The 14,201-nt window shown below is 44.6% G+C and carries 20 protein-coding genes; 6 read left to right on the top strand and 14 right to left on the bottom strand.

What is annotated here, in order from left to right; all coding sequences use genetic code 11:
* Positions 1-4 precede the first annotated feature (4 nt).
* The 4 genes from ntdP to fabL all read right to left on the bottom strand — a co-directional run bounded on the left by ntdP (position 5) and on the right by fabL (position 2,286).
* A complete protein-coding gene (ntdP, locus tag ACQKIC_RS19625) occupies positions 5-535 on the bottom strand; it encodes a nucleoside tri-diphosphate phosphatase (protein ID WP_402871408.1) in 531 nt (176 codons plus the stop codon).
* Positions 536-761: 226 nt separating this feature from the next.
* The gene (locus tag ACQKIC_RS19620; RefSeq protein WP_427592171.1) at positions 762-1,016 is read right to left on the bottom strand and encodes a YgaB family protein; all 255 of its coding nucleotides are present in this window, start codon (positions 1,014-1,016) and stop codon (positions 762-764) included.
* A gap of 273 nt (positions 1,017-1,289) precedes the next feature.
* Positions 1,290-1,466, bottom strand: coding sequence for a gamma-type small acid-soluble spore protein (locus ACQKIC_RS19615; RefSeq protein WP_402988854.1), 177 nt, complete (start codon positions 1,464-1,466; stop codon positions 1,290-1,292).
* 70 nt (positions 1,467-1,536) lie between these two features.
* Positions 1,537-2,286 carry an enoyl-[acyl-carrier-protein] reductase FabL gene (gene fabL / locus ACQKIC_RS19610; RefSeq protein WP_407407835.1) on the bottom strand — a complete coding sequence of 250 codons (750 nt, stop codon included), beginning with the start codon at positions 2,284-2,286 and terminating at the stop codon, positions 1,537-1,539.
* A gap of 64 nt (positions 2,287-2,350) precedes the next feature.
* Between fabL and ACQKIC_RS19605 the strand changes: the two genes are divergently transcribed.
* Complete coding sequence (locus ACQKIC_RS19605; RefSeq protein ID WP_402871421.1) at positions 2,351-2,575, top strand: hypothetical protein; 225 nt, start codon at positions 2,351-2,353, stop codon at positions 2,573-2,575.
* Positions 2,576-2,688: 113 nt separating this feature from the next.
* Here ACQKIC_RS19605 and mutY read toward each other — a convergent pair whose 3' ends face one another.
* Positions 2,689-3,801, bottom strand: coding sequence for an A/G-specific adenine glycosylase (gene mutY / locus ACQKIC_RS19600; protein ID WP_402871422.1), 1,113 nt, complete (start codon positions 3,799-3,801; stop codon positions 2,689-2,691).
* 200 nt (positions 3,802-4,001) lie between these two features.
* Between mutY and ACQKIC_RS19595 the strand changes: the two genes are divergently transcribed.
* Positions 4,002-4,979: a metal-dependent hydrolase gene (locus ACQKIC_RS19595; RefSeq protein WP_402871425.1), complete on the top strand. Its 978-nt coding sequence runs from the start codon at positions 4,002-4,004 to the stop codon at positions 4,977-4,979.
* 61 nt (positions 4,980-5,040) lie between these two features.
* Here the strand turns inward: ACQKIC_RS19595 and ACQKIC_RS19590 are convergent, their stop codons facing one another.
* Positions 5,041-5,307, bottom strand: coding sequence for a YfhJ family protein (locus tag ACQKIC_RS19590; RefSeq protein ID WP_427592170.1), 267 nt, complete (start codon positions 5,305-5,307; stop codon positions 5,041-5,043).
* A 113-nt stretch (positions 5,308-5,420) separates the two neighbouring features.
* Here ACQKIC_RS19590 and ACQKIC_RS19585 point away from each other — a divergent pair, with 113 nt between their 5' ends.
* Positions 5,421-5,576, top strand: a complete 156-nt coding sequence (locus ACQKIC_RS19585; RefSeq protein WP_402871431.1) for a small, acid-soluble spore protein K — start codon at positions 5,421-5,423, stop codon at positions 5,574-5,576.
* A gap of 42 nt (positions 5,577-5,618) precedes the next feature.
* On the opposite strand, the gene ACQKIC_RS19580 is transcribed toward ACQKIC_RS19585, so the two are convergent.
* Complete coding sequence (locus tag ACQKIC_RS19580; RefSeq protein ID WP_402871434.1) at positions 5,619-5,930, bottom strand: YfhH family protein; 312 nt, start codon at positions 5,928-5,930, stop codon at positions 5,619-5,621.
* 73 nt (positions 5,931-6,003) lie between these two features.
* Positions 6,004-6,801, bottom strand: coding sequence for a recombination regulator RecX (recX, locus tag ACQKIC_RS19575; protein ID WP_427592169.1), 798 nt, complete (start codon positions 6,799-6,801; stop codon positions 6,004-6,006).
* 124 nt (positions 6,802-6,925) lie between these two features.
* Here recX and ACQKIC_RS19570 point away from each other — a divergent pair, with 124 nt between their 5' ends.
* The 3 genes from ACQKIC_RS19570 (at position 6,926) to ACQKIC_RS19560 (ending at position 8,309) form a co-directional block, all read left to right on the top strand.
* Entirely contained in the window at positions 6,926-7,834 is a 909-nt protein-coding gene (locus tag ACQKIC_RS19570) for a TIGR01777 family oxidoreductase (RefSeq protein ID WP_427592177.1), read from the top strand.
* 53 nt (positions 7,835-7,887) lie between these two features.
* On the top strand, positions 7,888-8,010 hold the full coding sequence (locus ACQKIC_RS19565; protein WP_402871438.1) for a YfhE family protein: 123 nt from the start codon (positions 7,888-7,890) through the stop codon (positions 8,008-8,010).
* A 113-nt stretch (positions 8,011-8,123) separates the two neighbouring features.
* Complete coding sequence (locus ACQKIC_RS19560) at positions 8,124-8,309, top strand: YfhD family protein (RefSeq protein WP_402871439.1); 186 nt, start codon at positions 8,124-8,126, stop codon at positions 8,307-8,309.
* Between the two features lie 258 nt (positions 8,310-8,567).
* Here the strand turns inward: ACQKIC_RS19560 and ACQKIC_RS19555 are convergent, their stop codons facing one another.
* The 6 genes from ACQKIC_RS19555 to ACQKIC_RS19530 all read right to left on the bottom strand — a co-directional run bounded on the left by ACQKIC_RS19555 (position 8,568) and on the right by ACQKIC_RS19530 (position 14,061).
* Positions 8,568-8,759 carry a hypothetical protein gene (locus ACQKIC_RS19555; protein ID WP_427592168.1) on the bottom strand — a complete coding sequence of 64 codons (192 nt, stop codon included), beginning with the start codon at positions 8,757-8,759 and terminating at the stop codon, positions 8,568-8,570.
* Positions 8,760-8,841: 82 nt separating this feature from the next.
* A complete protein-coding gene (locus ACQKIC_RS19550; RefSeq protein ID WP_427592167.1) occupies positions 8,842-10,407 on the bottom strand; it encodes a fatty acid--CoA ligase in 1,566 nt (521 codons plus the stop codon).
* Positions 10,408-10,497: 90 nt separating this feature from the next.
* Entirely contained in the window at positions 10,498-11,655 is a 1,158-nt protein-coding gene (locus tag ACQKIC_RS19545) for a thiolase family protein (protein WP_427592166.1), read from the bottom strand.
* A 25-nt stretch (positions 11,656-11,680) separates the two neighbouring features.
* Positions 11,681-12,826, bottom strand: a complete 1,146-nt coding sequence (locus ACQKIC_RS19540; RefSeq protein WP_427592165.1) for an acyl-CoA dehydrogenase family protein — start codon at positions 12,824-12,826, stop codon at positions 11,681-11,683.
* 54 nt (positions 12,827-12,880) lie between these two features.
* Positions 12,881-13,648 carry a 3-hydroxyacyl-CoA dehydrogenase gene (locus ACQKIC_RS19535; RefSeq protein ID WP_427592164.1) on the bottom strand — a complete coding sequence of 256 codons (768 nt, stop codon included), beginning with the start codon at positions 13,646-13,648 and terminating at the stop codon, positions 12,881-12,883.
* A 32-nt stretch (positions 13,649-13,680) separates the two neighbouring features.
* Positions 13,681-14,061, bottom strand: a complete 381-nt coding sequence (locus ACQKIC_RS19530) for a MerR family transcriptional regulator (protein ID WP_402959310.1) — start codon at positions 14,059-14,061, stop codon at positions 13,681-13,683.
* Between the last annotated feature and the right edge of the window lie 140 nt (positions 14,062-14,201).

Genomic DNA, 14,201 nt, shown 5'->3' with positions numbered 1-14,201 from the left:
ACTGTTATCGATACGTTAAAAAACGTTCATACCAACTATCAATAAATTCCGCTGAGAATGGTCCTTTTCTCTGGCGAATCATATATATTAGATAGTCTACATTCTGCTTTAGTATTTTATCGATAGCTTCAGGATAATTCATTTCCTTCGAATGTCTTTCATATTCATCCTCATCCAGCAAATTAAACGTCATATCTGGGAATACTTTGATGTCCAGGTCATAATCAATGTATTTCAGTGCTTCTGGATCGTATGTGAACGGAGAACTGATATTACAGTAGTAATACACCCCGTCCTCTCTCAACATGCCAATCACATTAAACCAATACTTTGAATGAAAGTAACAAATCGCCGGTTCCCTTGTGATCCAGGTCCTACCATCAGATTCCGTCACGATCGTTCGGTCATTGGCCGCAATCACCAAGTTTTGAGTTCCCTTCAAGACGGTGGTTTCTTCCCAGATACGATGGATATGTCCATTATGTTTATAGCTTTGGATTTGGATTTTTCCTCCTTCAGCAGGAACAATCCCCATTTATCTCTCCCTACTTTCTATAGACACCTTCAACGTACTGTGCCCTATTCCGTTACAATCGTGTGGATTCGCTTATATACATTTTTCCATTTACCCTATATTCCTATATTATAGCGATTTATTAGGAAATTTAAAACAAAAGAGGCTAATCTACAGTAAAAATGTGTAAAAAGATTAAAAAAAGCAATCTTTTTCCTCATTCTCATCTGAAAATTAGCCAATGTTTTTATTGAACTGCCGCCTGCTCCTGTTGATAACATCGAATGACATCCTCCGTTTGCCGCTCGAATGTTTCATGAATCGTCTTCAATTCCATTTTTCTCTGTTGAATTTCCTCTTGAACGGCGACCGCTTTATCTTCTTCCTGATTCGTAAGGAATTGTTTCTCTATATCTTGGTATCTTTCGATTTCGGATTGTACATATAAAAGTCGTTCCATCGTTTTCAACTGGGCGTTAATGAGCCGGTTAAATTCCTCCATATTTGCACCATCCTACATCTGTATTTTTCCCATAGTATGTATATTCTATTTATTTACAGTATTTCCTTTTACATTTAATTTAAAACTTATCCCTTCTCTAAATTTTAACAAAATCCCCTTTCATCTATTCGTCTGGGCAGGCAAGATTAAAACGGGACCAAGGGCGCCAAGCGTGAAGTGGAACTAACATCAATATAGGGTAGGTTCATGGCAAATGATCACAATAAAAGGCACCCTTCAAAAGAAGGATGCCTGGTCGTGGTTGGAGTTCAATTACCCTTGGCTTTTTTTGCTTTGGGATTTTTGATTTTGTTGTTTCACATCTTGTACATTTGTTTCACTCGCAAACTCTGTACCGTATTGGCCTTGGCCTTGTTGAGATTGCGCGTTTTGTTTTTTAACTTGTTGGATGTCAGTACCTGATTGTGTTTTGTTGTTGTAATTAGCCATTGATATCACCTCCACGGTAATAAGATATCCATCATCACCGTGGTCTATCCGGCTAATTTTTACCAATTACTTAGACGAGCAGGGAAATTCCGCCATCGACGATGATCGTTTGCCCACGGATCATGCTTGATTCGTCCGCTATCAAGAAGAGAATCGTGTTCACCATATCCTCCACTTCGACCATCCGTCCTGCAGGTGTTTGTTCAGCGGCTTCCGCAAGCATTTGTTCGCGGTTTGGGAATGACTTTAAGGCATCCGTATCAATGACACCGCCGGAAACCGCATTGACGCAAATGTTTCTTGAAGCCAATTCCACGGCCAAATACCTTGTCAATGCTTCGAGTGCAGCTTTTGATACTCCGACTGCGGTATAGTTTTTCAGATATCGGATCGAACCGAGTGAACTGATGCTGACAATTTTACCTCCGCCGTTCCTTTCCATTAACTTTGCCGCTTCCTGGGCACAAAATAGAAGGGCTTTCGTATTGATATCCATGGTCCAGTTCCAATGTGTTTCTTCAAGCTCCATTAAAGGACGCTGTACGCCGGATGCCGCATTATTGATGAAAACATCCAAACGCCCGTAATGGGCATCGATTTCGGCGAACATGTTCTTCACCTTTGCGACATCGCCGACATTGGCCTTTACGACAAGCGCTTTCCGCCCCATGGCTTCGATTTCAGCAGCTACTTCTAATGCTTTGGACTTGCTCCGGGCATAATTAATAACAAGGTCGTACCCTTCTTTTGCAAGACGTAATGCCGTGCTTCTTCCGAGACCCTTACTGCTACCTGTAACGAGTGCTACTTTTTGTTCCATATGTTTATTCCATCCTTTCTGAGTGAACATTAAAGTATAACGAATAAAAAAGGAGTGTGTGTCTATGTATGTTGGACGAGATATGACAGAGTTGTCCATGATGGAGAAATCGGATTGGGAAAATAGCGAGCTTGCCTATTTTCATCACTCCCTTCAACAAATGGTACCTTATTTGAACCAAGAAGGACAGAGTATCCATAAGGAAATCGTTCAAGAAATCGAAAGAAGAGGCGGGCTGAAAAGACAGGAAGCCGATTACACTCATGGTACCGAGACAACCTACGATTGACTTGAATTTAATGAAAGATGCCGAAATCAAAGCTTTTCGGCATCTTCTTTGTTGAGTTCATTCTAAAATATATTTACGTTAAGCAGTTTTTTCTTCATAAGGCAAAAATTGAATTAGCCCCTATCGTTATAGGCTTTCATCATCTTTTGGTGAGAGACTGGAAATGCAAATTCCTCCATCGCCTCTTTACTCACCCACTTCAGCTGATTTTCCGCTAAGATGTCATCACCGATTGGTTCCTTCACCACTCCGGTATACGTATCCATCTTCCATACCAGATGGGAAAAGACATGTTCAATTTTGACGAGCGAATCGATTAGTTCCGGTTTGCTACCGTAAGTTTCAAGAAAACGCGCCTCAAAAAATTCCCGTTTATGTTGAAGGGTTGTGTGAATCTCGAAGTTCGGGTATTCCCAAAGGTTCGCAAGCAATCCTTCCGACGCCCGCTTGTGAATGAGGAATTCACCTTTTTCATTCGTCAAAATCGCAGCAACGATTGGTACGTCACGCGACTTTTTCTTTTGGATCTTGACCGGCAGCTCTGACTGTACTCCCTCCTCAAATGCCAGGCAATGGCTTTGCACAGGGCATAGCAGGCAGGCTGGCTTTCCTGGCGTGCAAATGAGTGCACCCAGTTCCATCAGGGCCTGATTGAACTCAGACGTATGATTGGGGTCGATTAGCTTGCGGACGGCGACCTCGAAGGTTTTCCTCGTCTTCGGCTTAGCGATGTCTTCATAAATCATCAATATCCGGGACAACACACGCATGACATTTCCATCGACGGCCGGTTCTGGCTTTCCATAGGCAATGCTTAGAATCGCTCCGGCCGTATAAGGTCCGACACCCTTCAGTTTCGAGATTTCCTCCGGGCTATCCGGGACAATCCCATTATAGGATGCTTGGACTTCCTGGACGGCACTATGCAGATTGCGGACCCTTGAATAATAACCAAGGCCTTCCCACGCTTTTAATACCTTTTCCTCATCGGCAACCGCGAATTCACCAAGAGTGGGGAACCAGTCCATAAACCGGTTAAAATACGGGATGACGGTATCCACCCTGGTTTGCTGCAGCATGATTTCAGAAACCCATACCCTGTATGGATCCTTATTTTCACGCCATGGCAAATCCCTTTGTTCTTCAAGGAACCAGTTGACCAAATCTTTCTGAAACGCTTCAATATTTACTTTTTCTATGGTTGGGATCATTATTTCTTTCGCCATTTTGTTCCTCCAAAGATGTTAACTCTTATTAAAAAAGGGAATACACCATAATGGGCATTCTTTTTTAACAGGCACTCATTTCGTTTTATTGTAAGGGGCAAGGTAAGAAAGTCAAATATATTCATTTGATTGATAATATATAAATACGGTATGATGGAAAGAAGACATATTTTTCTATATTGTGGCAGGGAGGTTTTGCTTTGGATACAGGCACTCACTTTGTCATGGGGATTGCTCTTGGAGGACTTGCCACATTAGATCCTGTTATTGCGCAAAGCCCCATTACTTTCAGTGCGGTAATGGCTGGTACGGTTTTGGGTTCGCAAGCTCCTGACATCGACACCATTCTAAAATTAAAAAATAACGCTGTTTATATACGAAATCACCGGGGAATCACGCATTCGATTCCTGCCGTGTTACTTTGGCCCCTGCTTATCAGTGGCACCCTTTACATGATCATGCCTGAGACGAATTACCTTCATTTATGGCTATGGACATTTCTGGCCGTATTCCTGCATGTTTTCGTCGATATCTTCAACGCCTATGGGACACAGGCGCTACGGCCCATTTCCTCGAATTGGGTGGCACTTGGGGTCATCAATACGTTCGACCCGTTCATCTTCGGGATCCATGTTGGCGGCTTGATATTATGGGGATATGGTTTTCCCCCTGGTTATCTATTTCTGACGATGTATGCCATACTCGTTCTTTATTATCTCGCCCGTTTCAGGGAAAGAGCATTCGTAAAGCGAGCAGTCAGACAGCAGATTCCCGGTGCACGGAAAATTCTCTTATCACCAACGATGAGCTATCACCGCTGGAGAATAGCCGTGACTGCCGAAAAGCATTATTATGTGGCCCGGGCTGATCGAGGCTACGTGACGATTCTTGATACGTTTGATCGAATCCCGCTTCCTGAAAGCAAAGTTCTTGAAGCCGCCAAGCATGATATCAATTTGGCAGCCTTTCTCTCTTTTTCCCCCGTCTACAGATGGGAAATTGAGCAGAACAAGGATTATTATGAAGTCCGGTTCATCGATTTAAGGTACCGCAGCAACGGTTATTATCCTTTTGTCGCCGTTGTTCATTTAGACGATGACTTGAATATCTTGAATTCATTTACCGGCTGGATTTTTAGTGAAGCGAAACTCAAGAAGAAATTGAACATCATTTTGTAGTACCTTCATAAGAAAAAAAGGCTGATTCCGAGGGGGAAATCCCCAATGGAATCAGCTTTTTTTAATGAATTTGGTTCTGTTGATCCAGTAAATGCTTATATTTAGGATTTTTTGCAATGAATTCGTGGAATCGATCCCCGTAGTTGTCGATCCAAGTCTGGACAACTCGTGATGTCATTTCTTCGCCCGCATATTCATGTCCCGCTTTCGCATAGGTCGCCTCGAAATCTTCCCATAATAATTCAACCCAAGTTAGAGCCTGCTCATACGTTATGTGATCATTTTTCTCGAGCAAAATCTTGGTTAATCTTTCATGGTAATCATTCATCTAAACCACCCCGTTGCCAATATTTTTACAGACTGAATCTTACTGTTCCTTACCCATACTAGTAGAGAACAGAAACACTTTTTTACTTATTCTAATGCTTGGAGGAGAAAAACTTGAGAAATAAACAAAAAGGTTTTCCTAACCAAAACAATAATAAATTCCAAGGCGAACCTCGCGCAAAGGCGAGATATGCTTCAAAACGGGCGGATGGCAGTATCAATACACATCCACAAGAACGTATGAAAGCTTCAAGCGAAAGAACGGAATAAAGATACTACCAAAAGGAATCGGGTTCGTCACGATTCCTTTTTTTATTTCAACATCGAAATGGGCAACGCTTCCTCTTTCCCACTTCCACCTAAACGGTATCCCCAGGCAAAAACGCCATTCATATAATCAATTTTGAAGTAGACACCTGGGTCGCCTTCAACTTGATAAATTTCACCTTTTTTAAAATCATCCGGATTTAACAGATAGGCTTTAGCCATGGTCACTTTCCGTTCCAATACGGAATATTCGTTGACCATTCCCAGTTGCTCGGCTTTTCTCGCCTTTTCCGTCAGTGTGGCAATTTCTTGCTGCAGCTCGTAATCCGACATCGTGCTATATCTTACCTCGCTCATATATAAGGCTCCTTAATTAATAATATGTACTTCTATATTAAACAAAATTATGCGTTTTGGCTATGCATGTACCTTAATCGACATCGGAATCGTTCAAATAGCGGTCGATCAATTCGATGGGGAACCCTTTTCGATATAGTGCCTGCTTCATCTTCTGCTTATACTCAAAGCCTTCATAGTTCCGGTAACGGCGTTGAAGTTTTTCGGCATGATGCGTAAGCGAGGTCCATTGCTCATCCTCGTCTTTTTCCACGCCCACCTCTTCCAAGGCCTCGTGTATGATGTCCCGGGGATATCCTTTACGGGCTAATGTTTGTTCCACTTTTTGCTGTAATGCCCGTTCCGAGATATTCTTTTCTTTCCTGATAGACTTTTCGGCAAGCTTTCTTGCATGCTCCACTTGAATCTCGTGGGGGTATTCCAACAAAGCTTGTTCGATCAGCTTATCCTGAATCCCTTTTTCCTTCAGCTCCTGCTTTAGCGTGATTGGTCCTTTATTGCCACCGTTCACATGCGTCCGGACATATGCCATGGCAAAATCGAGATCGTCGAGATAGTGAAAGCTGTACAGCTTATGTATCGCTTCTTTTATAATCGGTTCTTCGATATCCTTCTTTTTTAAATACAGGCGGACTTCCGATTCTGAACGCATGCGGTAGGATAAATAATGGAGGGCATCGGTAAACGCCTTTTGTATTTCATCATGAAACTGCACTTCGGCAAGAAGCAAATCATCGAGTACCGTGCCTTTTTTCAACTGGAACTTCAGAAGGACCTCTTCGTCCACACTGAACGCATATTTTTCATCGACAAATATATTGTAACGGTCTGTTCTTTTCTTTTGGGTCGTTATTTTCGTTATGTTCGGCATACTTTCCACCCCCTTCTTACTTTACCCGTTTCTGTGAACCTTTTCTAGACAAGCACGTCCAAAAATGAAAAAAGAACCCGAGCGTGTTACAGTGAAGGAAAGACAGAAAAAGGATGTGATTTTCATGAAAATAGCCATTGCCGGTGGAAGCGGTTTTGTCGGCTCTGCCCTTATTGACGAATTATTAAAAGAAAATCATGAATTATATATATTGACCAGGCATCCAGATAAATATGATAAGCAAGAGCATATTCATTACGTAGGCTGGCTGAGCGCAGGATCAAGCCCTGAGAGACAGTTGGAAGATCTTGATGTGTTCATCAACCTAGCCGGGGAGTCATTAAATAGCGGTCGTTGGACACAGGAACGGAAACGGACGATTGTCGAAAGCCGGGTCGAGGCTTCCAAGGAAATGAACCGGATCCTCTCCAAGCTTCCAAAAAAAATCCCGTGCCTGATCAATGCCAGCGCAGTGGGATACTATGGCATATCCGACCAGGAAACCTTTACAGAGGAATCGGATTCCATCGGGGAGGACTTTCTGGCCCGCACCGTCAAGCTATGGGAAAAAGAGGCGATGAAATCCAGCCCCTACTGCGAACGTGTCGTCCTCACAAGATTTGGCGTAATCCTGGGGAAAAAAAAAGGGGCACTCCCCATGATGACCCTTCCCTACAAACTTTTCGGCGGTGGAAAAATCGGCAAAGGTACCCAATGGCTTTCCTGGATTCATATTCAAGACGTCGCCCGTGCGGTTTCTTTTTGCATGAAGGAAAAGAATATCCAGGGACCAGTCAATTTCACAGCGCCAAACCCCGTTCAAATGGATACGTTCGGTAAAACGATTGGCGCCGTTATGAAACGGCCTCACTGGTTCCCGGTCCCTCCATTCCTTCTAAAAACCGCACTCGGCGAAATGAGCATCCTGGTCCTTGAAGGGCAAAAGGTCCTACCAAGCAAACTAATGAAGGAGGAATTCACATTCTCCTTTCCCACTCTTAAAATGGCCCTAGAAGATATTTTACATGTATGATTGAAATTATTTGGGAAAAAATAGGATTATCACATGAATTGGAGATGATCTAAATGGCGAAAAAAACGGATAAAGAAAAAAGTTTCCTAACAAGCATGCAAGAGATCACTTACTCTCGCGAATTCAAACAAGCAGATCGAGCCGGCGGTTTTACAGAAAAGAAACCCCGTCGTTAAGTTTGGCGCTTTTTTCCGTACATGATGATCTACCATTCAACACACAATAAGCTGGAGATGATTTAAATCAAAATCATTTCCAGCTTATTTACTTTCATCGAGGGGGCGCTAACATGGGTCGAAATAACATTCACCATAATCGGGATAAAAACAAACAAAAACTGCCACAGGTACCTAAAAACCTTAAAAGTGACGGAATTGATGTCGAATTTTCTACCGAACTAGCCGACCAAGATGATATGGAGGCTCAAGCGCGCGCCAATGCCGCTGACCGTCGAGCCCATAACCGTAAATCATAGCGTTTAGAGGAGGCTGCTTATTCAGCAGCCTCCTCTTATACACACCATCTTATCCACAGCCCTGTTAATATTGTGGATATTTTCTGAATATACAGATAAATAATGGGTAATACGACACCTCTTGATTATATGAAAATAATGTAAATTATGGATAACTCTGTGGATAATGTGGATAACAAGCTATATTCCTTGAATCGTAAGCTTTTTACATGTGGATAACATTTAAAAGGAGACTCCTATGACTGGAGTCTCCTTTTCTTATTCATTCACTAATTCAACTAATGAATCAATCATCACCCATTGTTGCCTTAGACGGTATTCTGTGGATTTTTCATAAACCAATTTGCTTGCGGCAGCTTGATCGCTTTCGGCATTCACTAAACTGCGTCCTTCGAGAATGGAATGTTCATCGAGGACCGCATGCCATGCAATTCGAAATGACTTACTCAATTTGTTCCCCCCATTATGTTTTCTCCTGTTGTCCTTTATTTTATCGGCCATTCGCATTTTTCTTTTAAGGGGAATCCTCAAATTATTGTTCTTCCACGACGTTCTCTTCCAACTGTTTGCGAAGCATGAATTTTTGGATTTTGCCGCTGGCGTTTCGCGGCAGCTCCTCACAGAATATATATCGTCGTGGACGCTTATAGTTAGCTAGCGTTATGCTATTCCTGCACCAATCCTCTAAATCCTTCTCAGTTAACGATGGATCTTTCGCCACGATAAACGCCGTCACCGTTTCTCCCCATTTATCATCTGGTTGACCGAGCACGGCACAGTCGAGAACCCCCCGATGTTCATAGAGGGTATCTTCCACTTCACGAGGGTAAACGTTCTCGCCACCCGAAATGATCATATCATCCACCCGGTCCTTGACCCATAGAAAACCGTCTTCATCAAGGAAACCGATATCCCCGGAATGGTACCACCCTTTATGAAGCGCTTTTTGGGTCTCTGGCTCTCTTTGAAAGTACCCTTGCATGATGCAAGGTCCTTTCACGAGGATTTCCCCAGTTTCCCCAGGACCCATGGCATCATCGGGATCCGCTGGCCCATCTTCATTCGGACGGGCAATGACGATTTCATGGCCACGGCATGCCTGGCCGGCTGAACCGGCTTTCCGGATTTGGTCGTCTTCCAGCAGCAAGGTGATGGCTGGACCCATTTCGGTCATCCCGTAAGCCTGGATGAACTGGATGCCCAGTTTGTCCTGGCAAGCGAGCACAAGCGTCGGGGCCATTGGGGCTGCCCCGTACAATCCAAGCTTGAGGCTTTGAATATTATAGTTCTCCAGGTTCTCCTGAAGCAGCATGTTCCACATCGTCGGGGCTGCGAATAGTTTGGTGATTCCTTCCGCTTCGATCAGCTCAAGTGCCAGCTTGGGATTGAACTGATGCATAATCACATTCTTAGCTCCGACCTGAACGCGTGGTAAAAATGAACAGTGCAATTCAGCACAATGGAACATGGGTGCGGTAATCAAACCGACGTCTTGACTTTCATATCTCATCGCCTCTGTTATTATGGCTGACTGCTCGACCATATCCTTATGAAGATGGATCACTCCCTTAGGTCTTCCTGTCGTCCCGCTCGTATACATGATGGCATAGACATCATTTTCATCCACGGCTACATCAACCGGTGTGGAAGATGCATGGATCAGTTTTTCCTGATAACTCTTGGCATAGCTAGGAACTTTCTTATCAATGAACCAGAAAGCAATGCTTGGAAAACGTTTTTCAATCGCCGCCACGGACGATTGCAACTCCTCCTCGAAGATCAGCACCTTTGGCTTTGCATCACTGATGATGAAGGCCAGCTCTTCCGCCATCAATCGAAAGTTAATCGGATTAAAGACAGCCCCAATCTTGGCACAGGCAAAAAACGCGGTGGCCAGTTCTTCATTATTATATAAATAAGTAGAAACCCGGTCTCCTTTTTGGACACCTTCTGCTTGGAGCGCAGCCGCCAGTCTATTCACCTTGTCGTTCCACTGGATGTATGTATATCGGGCATTCCTTCTCACGTCGTAGATAGCTTCTTTAATGGGGAATTTTTGAACCGTCTGATCGAATAGGGTGTTAATCGTAACCGACATCTTTTTTCCTCCTCAAATACCTGCCATCATCCGGGGGATTCCTGATGATGACAGCTTTCTACTTCATCCAAACTTGACCTTCACGTGAATTTACCGATTACTCAACCTTTCGATGATTGTTGCATTGGCCATCCCATGCCCTTCACACATCGTTTGCAGTCCATAACGGCCGCCTGTCCTTTCCAGTTCATGCATCATGGATACCATCAGGCGGGCACCGCTTCCGCCAAGGGGGTGTCCCAGGGCAATCGCCCCTCCGTTTGGATTCAGCTTCTGCGGGTCTGCGCCCGTTTCCTTCAACCAAGCCAGGGGTACAGGTGCAAACGCTTCGTTGACTTCAAAGATATCGATATCTTCGATGGAAAGACCTGACTTTTCCAAAGCCTTTTGCGTAGCCGGAATCGGACCCGTCAACATCAAAGTCGGATCTGAGCCGACAACCACCCGCGTATGTACTTTAAAACGTGGTTTCAAACCAAGTTCTTCTGCCTTACTTCTCTCCATCAACAGTAAGGCCGCAGCCCCGTCGCTGATCTGGCTCGAGTTCCCGGCATGGATCAGACCATCTTCTTTAAAAACGGGTTTCAATCCAGATAGGACCTCAACCGTCGTTCCAGCTCTTGGTCCTTGATCTGCCGTGACGTCAATCGGGTTGCCTTCTTTATCCCTACCTGTAACGGAAATGATTTCACGGTCAAAATAGCCCTCTTTTTGCGCGCGTATTGCCCTCTCATGGCTTTCAACAGAAAATGCATCACATTCCTCGCGTGTGATTTTCCACTTTTCGGCGATTCGTTCAGCTGAGAGTCCTTGGTTGATCACCTCATATTTATCAACATACTTTTGGCTCGTAGTCGCCCCTTGATAATTGAATCCCATCGGAACACGGGACATATTTTCCACACCACCCGCTACGACCACATCCATATCGCCTGATAGGATGGCTTGGGAAGCGAAGTGGACAGCCTGCTGGCTTGATCCGCATTGACGGTCGATGGTCGTTCCTGGCACTTCAATCGGATAACCGGCAATCAAGGCAGCCACACGGGCAATATCTCCAGCCTGCTCCCCGGCCTGTGTTACACAGCCTAAAATGACATCTTCAACGATGGCTGGGTCGATTCCTGCTTTTTCAACCAGTTTCCTTAACACTTCTCCAGCTAATTCGTCAGGACGAAAGTCCCACAGGACCCCATTCCTTCTGCCAACCGGTGTACGGATCCCCTCAACAATAACCACTTCACGCATCTAATCGCTTCCCTTCCATTCTTTTTTAGAGGCCAAGATTCTTAGCTATGATTTTTTTCATGATTTCATTGGTTCCTGCGTAAATGCTTGCTACAGGTATATCCCGGTAGCGCCTAGCAATCTTGTATTCTTCCATATAGCCATAGCCACCGTGAAGTTGCATGCATTCCGTGGAGATTTTCCTGGCGGTTTCCGTCAATCTCCATTTCACCATCGACACTTCAGTGACCACGTTTTCCCCTGCCATATGGTTTGCAATCAGTTGGTCCAGAAAAGCTCGGCCCATTTTGATTTCCGTTGCCATCTCGGCTATTTTAAACTGCGTGTTCTGGAACTGGCTCACCGATTTGCCGAATGCTTCACGGCTTTTCACGTATTCGATTGTATCCGCAAGCATGTCCTCCGATGCAGCTTGGGCACAGATTGCGACCACAAGGCGTTCCTGTTGCAGTTTCTCCATTAAATAGGTGAATCCCTTGCCTTCTTCACCAAGCAGGTTTTCCTTTGGCACCCGGCAATCCTCGAAAATGAGCTCTGCTGTATCCTGACAATGCAGGCCAAGCTTTTTCAACTTCCTTCCCCGTGAGAACCCGGGTGCATCTCGTTCCACTACGATCAATGAAACGCCTTTATGCTTCGGAACAGCATTTGGATCGGTTTTACAAGCTACGATAATCAAATCAGCATGGATGCCATTTGTGATGAATGTCTTTTGCCCGTTAAGAACATAATGATCTCCATCCAAAGTCGCCGTCGTTTTAATATTGGCCAAATCCGATCCCGTCCCCGGTTCCGTCATGGCGATAGCCGTAATCCTTTCCCCTGTCGTACATGCAGGAAGCCAGCGCCTTTTTTGTTCCTCGGTTCCATAGGCGGAAAGATAGGGTACCGTAATATCGCTATGAAGCCCGAAACCGATTAATCCCGAGCCCACCCTTTCCAGTTCTTCATTGATGATGACCCCAAAGCCCCAATCGACTCCTGACCCACCAAACTCTTCATCAAGATCAGGACAGAGAAAGCCTTGCTCGCCCATCTTCTCCCAGAATGACCGTGGGATGAGTCGCTCTTCTTCCCACTTTTCATAATGTGGAACCGCTTCTTTCTCTAAAAACTTCCGTAATGATTTACGGAAAATCTCGTGATCTTCTGTTAAGTAAGAATGCTTCATCTGTTCTCGCTCCTCTTTCTTTTCTCTTCTTCTATCATTACTCCGGTGTCATGGTCACCTTGGTGACATCCTGATGGCCCCGTCCAGCCGGATCGTTTCCCCATTCAGCATCGGGTTGGTTATGATGCTTTCCGTTAGCTTCGCGTATTCGTTTGGATACCCGAGCCTTGATGGGAACGGTACCGTTTTCCCAAGGGATGTCCTCGCTTCTTCCGGAAGCGAATCGAACATCGGTGTATGAAATAAGCCAGGTGCAATCGAGACGACCCGAATGCCAAAAGAAGCAAGATCCCTTGCTATCGGTAAGGTCATGCCGACGATTCCCCCTTTTGAGGCACTATAAGCAGCCTGCCCGATTTGGCCTTCAAAGGCAGCTACGGAAGCCGTATTAATGATCACGCCCCGTTCGCCCTCTTCATTCATCGGATTATGAACCATTTTCTCCGCGGCGAGACGTATGACATTAAACGTGCCGATTAAGTTGACCGTCACCACTTTTGAGAACGCTTTCAATTCATGTGTGCCTTTTCGACCGACGACCTTCTCGGCGATGGCAATACCCGCACAATTGACGACCGTGTTAATCGTCCCGAATGTTTCGATTCCTTGGTCCAGGGCGGCTTGGACACTATCCTCTTGCGTCACATCCGTTTTAATGAACAGGACGGAATCCCCTAATTCCTCGACCAGCCTGGCCCCTTTTTCTTCCGAGAGATCAAGGATGATCGCTTTCCCGCCTTTATGGATGATGTTTCGCACCGTTGCCTCACCGAGTCCTGAAGCCCCACCTGTCACTACTGCCACTGTCTCTTGAATATTCAAGTCCTCCACCTCTTTCCCTTTGTTTTTGAAGCTTATGATTCAACCTTCAAGTTATGAAGGGTTTTCTTAAAATCATGGATCATATATTCAAAATCCCGCTTCAATTCATCAAGTTCCCTCATTCGTTCATTGATTTCTTCTAATTTCTGTCCCGCTTTTTCTATCGTTCTCTCCAGTTGCTTGACCCCTGTTCTGTCCTGCTCGAAAAGGACCACAATGTCTTTTATTTCATCTAAAGAGAACCCATACTTCTTGCCACGCATGATGATTTTAAGCTGTGCGAATTCTTTCTTTCCATATACTCTGTTCCCTGTTTCGGTCCGCCTCGGCTTTAGCATGCCTAATTCCTCATAGTAACGCAGCGTCCTCGTCGTCAATTCAAACTCTTTGGCTAACTCAGAAATCGTGTACATCCTATAACCACACTTTACAAAGGGATTATTTACCTTTATCTTACCATTGACGTTAACGTAAACTTCAACAAATATTCATAAAATTTCATGAAATCAAAAGAAAAGGGTCGTTTTACCTGTTATACTAAAGATATATTCTT

This window comes from Peribacillus sp. NPDC046944 (assembly GCF_050272735.1).
Taxonomy (GTDB): domain Bacteria; phylum Bacillota; class Bacilli; order Bacillales; family DSM-1321; genus Peribacillus.
Note: the sequence above shows the minus strand (reverse complement) of the source record. Positions and strands in the feature narration are given on the sequence as shown.

What these genes read in the sequence shown, in the direction of transcription:
- ACQKIC_RS19620 (WP_427592171.1), bottom strand. Translation starts at nt 1,016, where the DNA reads ATGGAGGAATTTAACCGGCTCATTAACGCCCAGTTGAAAACGATGGAA.
- ACQKIC_RS19550 (WP_427592167.1), bottom strand. Translation starts at nt 10,407, where the DNA reads ATGTCGGTTACGATTAACACCCTATTCGATCAGACGGTTCAAAAATTC.
- ACQKIC_RS19565 (WP_402871438.1), top strand. Translation starts at nt 7,888, where the DNA reads ATGGCGAAAAAAACGGATAAAGAAAAAAGTTTCCTAACAAGCATGCAA.
- ACQKIC_RS19605 (WP_402871421.1), top strand. Translation starts at nt 2,351, where the DNA reads ATGTATGTTGGACGAGATATGACAGAGTTGTCCATGATGGAGAAATCG.
- ACQKIC_RS19570 (WP_427592177.1), top strand. Translation starts at nt 6,926, where the DNA reads ATGAAAATAGCCATTGCCGGTGGAAGCGGTTTTGTCGGCTCTGCCCTT.
- recX (WP_427592169.1), bottom strand. Translation starts at nt 6,801, where the DNA reads ATGCCGAACATAACGAAAATAACGACCCAAAAGAAAAGAACAGACCGT.
- fabL (WP_407407835.1), bottom strand. Translation starts at nt 2,286, where the DNA reads ATGGAACAAAAAGTAGCACTCGTTACAGGTAGCAGTAAGGGTCTCGGA.
- ACQKIC_RS19540 (WP_427592165.1), bottom strand. Translation starts at nt 12,826, where the DNA reads ATGAAGCATTCTTACTTAACAGAAGATCACGAGATTTTCCGTAAATCA.
- ntdP (WP_402871408.1), bottom strand. Translation starts at nt 535, where the DNA reads ATGGGGATTGTTCCTGCTGAAGGAGGAAAAATCCAAATCCAAAGCTAT.
- ACQKIC_RS19590 (WP_427592170.1), bottom strand. Translation starts at nt 5,307, where the DNA reads ATGAATGATTACCATGAAAGATTAACCAAGATTTTGCTCGAGAAAAAT.
- ACQKIC_RS19545 (WP_427592166.1), bottom strand. Translation starts at nt 11,655, where the DNA reads ATGCGTGAAGTGGTTATTGTTGAGGGGATCCGTACACCGGTTGGCAGA.
- ACQKIC_RS19530 (WP_402959310.1), bottom strand. Translation starts at nt 14,061, where the DNA reads ATGTACACGATTTCTGAGTTAGCCAAAGAGTTTGAATTGACGACGAGG.
- ACQKIC_RS19615 (WP_402988854.1), bottom strand. Translation starts at nt 1,466, where the DNA reads ATGGCTAATTACAACAACAAAACACAATCAGGTACTGACATCCAACAA.
- mutY (WP_402871422.1), bottom strand. Translation starts at nt 3,801, where the DNA reads ATGGCGAAAGAAATAATGATCCCAACCATAGAAAAAGTAAATATTGAA.
- ACQKIC_RS19580 (WP_402871434.1), bottom strand. Translation starts at nt 5,930, where the DNA reads ATGAGCGAGGTAAGATATAGCACGATGTCGGATTACGAGCTGCAGCAA.
- ACQKIC_RS19560 (WP_402871439.1), top strand. Translation starts at nt 8,124, where the DNA reads ATGGGTCGAAATAACATTCACCATAATCGGGATAAAAACAAACAAAAA.